Source organism: Polaromonas sp. P1_E1_2 (assembly GCF_056406035.1).
This window is the reverse complement of the sequence record NZ_JBFUAZ010000204.1, coordinates 1-6,345: the sequence shown is the minus strand read 5'-3', so window position 1 is coordinate 6,345 and position 6,345 is coordinate 1. Positions and strand designations below refer to the sequence as shown.

Annotated in this window: 7 protein-coding genes; 6 read left to right on the top strand and 1 reads right to left on the bottom strand. The window is 61.4% G+C overall.

The genetic code is table 11. The features are described 5' to 3' along the window. The 5 genes from AC1D1P_RS11375 to AC1D1P_RS11355 form a co-directional block, all read left to right on the top strand. Positions 1 to 506, top strand: a 506-nt coding sequence (locus tag AC1D1P_RS11375) for an ABC transporter ATP-binding protein (protein WP_477673041.1), incomplete at its 5' end; no start/stop codon positions are given. A gap of 4 nt (positions 507 to 510) precedes the next feature. After that, complete coding sequence (locus AC1D1P_RS11370) at positions 511 to 2,364, top strand: AMP-dependent synthetase/ligase (RefSeq protein ID WP_477668431.1); 1,854 nt, start codon at positions 511 to 513, stop codon at positions 2,362 to 2,364. Positions 2,365 to 2,415: 51 nt separating this feature from the next. Beyond that, positions 2,416 to 3,591, top strand: coding sequence for an ABC transporter substrate-binding protein (locus AC1D1P_RS11365; protein ID WP_477668432.1), 1,176 nt, complete (start codon positions 2,416 to 2,418; stop codon positions 3,589 to 3,591). Positions 3,592 to 3,770: 179 nt separating this feature from the next. Then, the gene (locus AC1D1P_RS11360; RefSeq protein WP_477668433.1) at positions 3,771 to 4,391 is read left to right on the top strand and encodes a YdeI/OmpD-associated family protein; all 621 of its coding nucleotides are present in this window, start codon (positions 3,771 to 3,773) and stop codon (positions 4,389 to 4,391) included. 113 nt (positions 4,392 to 4,504) lie between these two features. After that, positions 4,505 to 5,053: an MgtC/SapB family protein gene (locus AC1D1P_RS11355; protein ID WP_477673040.1), complete on the top strand. Its 549-nt coding sequence runs from the start codon at positions 4,505 to 4,507 to the stop codon at positions 5,051 to 5,053. Positions 5,054 to 5,078: 25 nt separating this feature from the next. Here the strand turns inward: AC1D1P_RS11355 and AC1D1P_RS11350 are convergent, their stop codons facing one another. Then, positions 5,079 to 5,522 carry a hemerythrin domain-containing protein gene (locus AC1D1P_RS11350; RefSeq protein WP_477668435.1) on the bottom strand — a complete coding sequence of 148 codons (444 nt, stop codon included), beginning with the start codon at positions 5,520 to 5,522 and terminating at the stop codon, positions 5,079 to 5,081. Between the two features lie 180 nt (positions 5,523 to 5,702). Between AC1D1P_RS11350 and AC1D1P_RS11345 the strand changes: the two genes are divergently transcribed. Beyond that, a partial coding sequence (locus tag AC1D1P_RS11345) for a complex I NDUFA9 subunit family protein (RefSeq protein ID WP_477673039.1) occupies positions 5,703 to 6,345 on the top strand: 643 nt, incomplete at its 3' end.

The window sequence follows — 6,345 nt, the reverse complement described above, 5'->3', positions numbered from 1 at the left end:
AGGTATTCCCTTTGCTGAGCGTGCGCGACAACCTGCTGATGGGCGCCTACACCCGCAAAGACAGCGACGGTGTGGCGCTCGACATGGAGGCGGTGTACGGCTACTTCCCGATCCTGAAAGAGCGCGCCCTGCAAGACGCCGGGCTGCTGTCGGGCGGGCAGCAGCAAATGCTGGCGATCTCGCGCGCGCTCATGGCCTCGCCCGACCTCAWCTTGCTCGACGAACCCAGCCTGGGCCTGTCGCCCAAACTCACCAAGGAAATTTTTGAGATTGTGGTGCGCATCAACCGCGAGCGCGGCACCACCATCCTGTTGGTCGAGCAAAACGCCAACATGGCGCTCAACGCGTCGGACTATGGCTATGTGCTGGAGAACGGTCGCATCGTGATGGAAGACACCTGCGCCCGCCTGCGCGAGAAGGACGACATCAAGGAGTTCTACCTCGGCATGAAGGAAGACGGTGTGCGGGGCGAGCGGCGCTGGAAGAAAAAGAAGACGTGGCGGTGACTGAATGAGCAACCTTTGGGACCTTAGCCATATCCAGCCCGAGCATGCCATCGTCATGCCGGGCGAAACCATTCCCGCCGTATTCTGGAACGCGGTGGAGCAGCGCAGCCACAAGACCTGGATGCGGCAGAAAAAGCTGGGCATCTGGCGCAGCTGGACGTGGACACAAACCGGTGACGCGGTACGCGAAGTCGCCGCCGGCCTGCTCAGCCTGGGCTTTGCGCGCGACGAATGCGCCTCCATCCTTTCCAACACCGTGATCGAATGGGTGCTGGCCGACCTGGCGGTACTGAGCTGCGGCGGCGTGTGCAGCGGCATCTACCCTACCGATGCCGCATCGCAGGTGCACTACCTCTGCGATGACTCGCGCACCACCGTGCTGTTTGTCGAAGACGACGAGCAGCTCGACAAGGCACTGGAAGTGCGGCCGCAATTACCGCTGCTGCGCAAGATCATCGTGTTTGACACCGAAGGCCTGCGTGACCTGGATGAYCCGGGCGTCATGGGCCTGGCCGAACTTCGCGCGCTGGGCCGCAGTTACCTGGCSGAYCAYCCCAACGCGGTGAAAGACAGCGCYGCTGCCTGCAGACCCGAGGACCTGGCCATCCTGGTCTACACCTCGGGCACCACCGGCAAACCCAAGGGCGCCATGCACAGCCAGCGCGGGCTGGTGTTTACCGCGCGCGGCTACAACACGCTGGTGGCACAGAACGAAGACGACGAGCGCATGTGCTTTTTGCCGCTGTGCCATATCGCCGAGCGCATGGGCGGCGAATATTTCGCGATGTATGCGGGCGCCAAGCTCAATTTTGTCGAGAACCCCGAAACCATTCCCGAGAACGTGCGCGAGATCGCGCCCACAGTGTTCACCGCCGTGCCGCGTGTGTGGGAAAAGTTTTATTCAGGCGTGATGATCGCGTTGAAGGAAGCCAGCTGGCTGCAACAGGCCGCCTATGCCTGGAGCATCGGCGTGGGCATGCGCATCGCCGACACCGTGCTGGCCGGCCAGCCGGTCAGCGCATCGCTCAAGGCCCGCTTCACGCTGGCGCGCTGGTTGGCGCTCAACAACACGCGCAAGCTCATTGGCATTCACAAGGCACGGTTTTGCGTCACGGGTGCGGCGCCCATTTCGCCCGACCTGGTGAAGTGGTACATGGCGCTGGGCGTTCCCATGCTGGAGGTCTGGGGCATGACGGAGACCTGCGGCGCCGCCAGCGGCGTGCCGGCCAGCTGCATGAGGCCCGGCTCCATCGGCCCGGCCGCCGGCTACAACGAAATGCGGCTGGATGCAGCCACCGGCGAGATTCTGGTGCGGGGCACCAATGTCTTCATGGGCTACCTGAACCAGCCACAAAAAACCGCCGAGACGCTGGATGCCCAGGGCTGGCTGCACACCGGCGACGTGGGCGTGATGGACGAGCAAGGGTTTTTCCGTATCACCGACCGGATGAAGGACATCATCATCACCGCCGGCGGCAAGAACGTGACGCCCAGCGAGCTGGAAAACGAACTCAAGTTCTCCCCCTACATCACCGACGCCGTGGTCATCGGCGACAAGCGCGCCTACCTCACGGTCATCATCATGATCGACCAGGAAAACGTCGAGAAATTCGCCCAGGATGCGGACATACCCTTCAGTAATTACGCCAGCTTGACGCGGGCAACTGAAGTGCAAGAATTGATTCAGTCGGAAATCGACCGGGTCAACAAGAAGTTTGCGCGGGTCGAGCAGATCAAGAAATTCTTTTTGCTCGACACGCAGCTCACGGCGGAGGACGAAGAACTCACGCCGACCATGAAGCTCAAGCGCAAACTCGTAGAACAAAAATACGCCCCGCAAATAGAGGCCATGTACTGATTCCGTGCACCGGGTGAACAAGAGCCAAGAACCTTTACAGGAGACAAAACCATGAAACTGAAATCAACCGCCGTCCTTTCCGCGCTGGCCTGCGTAGCCGCCTTGTCGGCCGCTACTGCACAGGCGCAAAGCCAGGGCGTCAGCAAAACCGAAATCACGCTGGGCTCCATCCAGGATTTGTCGGGCCCGCTCGCGGGCTTCGGCAAGCAGATCCGCAACGGCATGACGCTGCGCGTCAACGAGCTGAATGAACAAGGCGGCATCAACGGCCGCAAGGTCAAGCTGATCGTCGAGGACTCGGGCTACGACCCCAAGAAGGCGGTGCTGGCGGCGCAAAAGCTGGTGAACCAGGACAAGATCTTCGCCATGGTGGGCCACCTGGGTACTGCGCAAAACCTGGCCGCCATGCCGGTGCAGTTCGAAAAAAATGTCATCAACTTCTTCCCGGTGACGGCCGCGCGCGAGATGTACGAGCCCTTTCACAAGCTCAAGTACTCGTTTGCCGCCACCTATTACGACCAGATGAAGGCGGCCGTACCCAAGCTGGTGAAAGAAAAGAACGCCAAAAAGGTCTGCTCGATGTACCAGGACGACGAGTTTGGCCTCGAAGTGCAGCGCGGCGCCGATGACGGCCTCAAAGCCATCGGCATGACCATGGTCGAGAAGACCTCCTTCAAGCGCGGCGCGACCGATTTCTCRTCGCAGATCGCCAAGCTCAAGGCCTCTGAATGCGACCTGGTGGTGCTGGGCACCATCATCCGCGAAACCATTGGCGGCATCGGCACCGCGCGCAAGCTGGGCTACAACCCGGTCTTCCTGGGCTCCAGCGCCGCCTACACCGATCTGATCCACAAGCTGGGCGGCAAAGCCATGGACGGCCTCTACGCCACCATGACGGTGCAAAACCCCTACCTGGACGAAGCCTCGCAGCCCATCCGCTTCTGGGCCAACAAGTACAAGACCGCCTTCAATGAAGACCCGACGGTGTTCTCGGTCTACGGCTATACGGTGGTCGACAGCTTTATCCGTGCATCGCAGAAAGCCGGCGCCAGCCTGACGACCGAGAGCTTCATCAAGGCCATGGACACCATGGTGATCCCGGCCGACATCTTCGGCAGCTCCGAAGGCAAGTTCGGCCCGCAAAAGCGCTTGGGCAACAACCAGTCGCGCCTGTCGATGTTGCAGGACGCGCGCTGGAAAGTGGTGTCGGACTACATCACGCAGTAAATCCTGCCGCGACTGCCAGCCGCGACTCCGAAAAACCACCTCCGGGTGGTTTTTTTATGCAGAAAGTGACTGAAGCCTTTTAAATATCTGCGCAGAATGCTCCTGAATTAATAGCACTCGCCCTCCACCGATCGCCCCCATGGCTTGCCGTGAACCCCGCGTGTCACGCAAAATGCGTCATGCCCACCTCCGCCAAACCCGCTTCCAAAACGCCTGCCAAGACTCCCGCCGCCCCGCTTGCCACCGTGCGCTGCAAAGACACCCAGGCCTTTACCCAATGGCTGGCCAAACACCACGCAAGCAGCGCCGGTGTCTGGCTGCAAATCGCCAGGAAGGATTCRGGCATAGCCTCCATCACCCACGCCGAAGCGCTGGAAGCGGCGCTCTGCCACGGCTGGATAGACGGCCAGAGGAATTCCATGGACGCGCAGTATTTTTTGCAAAAATTCACTCCGCGCCGCGCACGCAGCACCTGGTCCAAGGTCAACTGCGCCAAGGCCCTGGCACTGATTGAATCCGGCGCCATGCAGCCGGCGGGCCTGGCCGAGGTCGAACGCGCCAAGGCCGACGGCCGCTGGGACGCGGCTTATGACGCGCAGAGCAAGATGGCGGTTCCTGACGACCTGGCGGCGTTGCTCGCGAAGAGCGCCAAAGCCAAGGCCTTCTTCGAAACACTGGACTCACGCAACCGCTTCGCCATTTTGTTCAGGCTGCAAACCGCCAAGAAAGCCGAGACACGCGAGCGCCGGCTGGTGAAGTTCGCCGACATGCTCAAGCGGGGCGAAAAAATCCATCCCTGACGGTGGACAGGGCTTTTCGGTGACGCCGTACGGCAGACGCGCTACAGTCAATCGGGCGAGCCCATCCCTCAACCGAACACGTAAGAACCTGTTTACGATCTAAAGGAGTCCGCATGGCGTCCACCTGGTGGCAGCAAGTCGGTGAAACCATCGGCTCGGAGTTTTCAGATTTGTCCGATGCCGAGCAGGCCACGCGCGTCATGGTTCGCCTCACGCTGGCGGCGTTGCTGGGCGGCTTGCTGGGCATAGAGCGCGAGCAAAAAGGCAAGGCCGCCGGTGTGCGCACGCACATGCTGGTGGCCATGGGTTCCGCGATGTTCGTGCTGGTGTCGCAGCAGTCCGGCATGATCACCGCCGACTTGAGCCGGGTGATTCAGGGCGTGATTGCCGGCATCGGCTTTCTGGGCGCGGGCACCATCCTCAAGGGGCACATCAAGGGCAACCCCGACGAAGAGCAGGTCAAGGGCCTGACCACCGCCGCCGGCATCTGGCTGACGGCGGCCATTGGCGTGGCGGCCGGCATGGGACGTGAAAGCACTGCGGTCCTCAGCACCCTGCTGGCGCTCGGCATCCTGGCGCTGGTGCCGCGCCTGGTGCGTTTTCTGGAAAAGCCCGAACCGCTGCTCAAGCCTGACGGCGACAAGCGCGGGGACGGTTCATAAGCTCGTCCAGGGGCGCCGTGGTGGTTTAATTTTTCGTGCGCTGCGAGACGAACTCGCCTTCATAGCCCTTGGCCAGCGACAACTTTTCGGCTTCGCTCAGCACCTTTCCCGCCAGCTGGAACACACCCTGCTCCTCGTCTTCAAGGTGGTGATAAATCTTGTGGTGCAGCTCTTTGGCCGTGGCCAGCCAGGCGGGCGAGCTGAAATCGGTTTCTTCCAGCGTTTCCACCAGCTTGTCCATCTGGTGGTGCTCGGCAATGCCGTGGCGTGAGGGTTCCTGTGTCATGTCGTGCGCGATCAGCGGCACATAAAAAAAGCGCTCTTCCGCCGCGGCATGCGCCGCGAGTTCGAGCTTGAGCTCCTTGAACAGCGTGGCTCTTTCCTTGCTGTCGCCCTGCGTTTTGATGAGGTTGTCCGCCAGGGCGCGCTGGGTGACATGGCTTGTTCGCAGTGCTTCAAAAATGTTCATTCAACCATTATGGGGACGGCGCAGGCCCTGGCGTGTAGGCCAAGGGCGGATCCTGCAAGGCCAAAAATCGCTATTAATTTGATAGCCGCTTGCGACCATCCAGCATGGCCTGGAGGCCTGAATGGCCAAAGAATGGGCCAACAGGGCGCAAGGCACGGTAAAAGCGCTAAATTAGGGGTTATGAAAAAAATCCTTCTTCTTGGCGGCACCGGCTTTGTCGGCGCGCACGTCTGCGAAAAACTGGCGCGGCTGCAATGCCGCGTCACCGTGGTCACTCGCCGGCAGGCCAATGCCCGCCACCTGCAAATGCTGCCGCTGGTGGATGTGATTGAGGCCGACGCCCACGATGCTTCCTCGCTGGCACCGCTGCTGGCCGGCCACGACGCCGTGGTCAACCTGATTGCCATCCTTCACGGCACAGAGGCCGCATTCGACAAGGCGCATGTGCAACTGCCGCTGGAGCTGGCCCGGGCCTGTGAAGCCAGCGGCCTCAGGCGCATCGTTCACATCAGCGCCCTGGGTGCTTCGCCCGGTTCGGCATCGATGTACCAGCGCAGCAAGGCGCGCGGTGAAGCCGTGCTGCTCAGCACCGGGCTGGATGTGACCGTGCTGCGGCCCAGCGTGATTTTTGGCGCTGAAGACAAATTCCTCAACACCTTTGCCCGGCTCCAGCAGATCTTTCCGGTGGTTCCGCTTGCAGCCGCTGATGCGCGCTTTCAGCCCGTCTGGGTGGAAGACGTCGCCGACGCCATCGTGCACTGCCTGCAAGACCCCGACACCGCCGGCCAGATCTATGAAGTTTGCGGGCCCGACGTGTTCACGC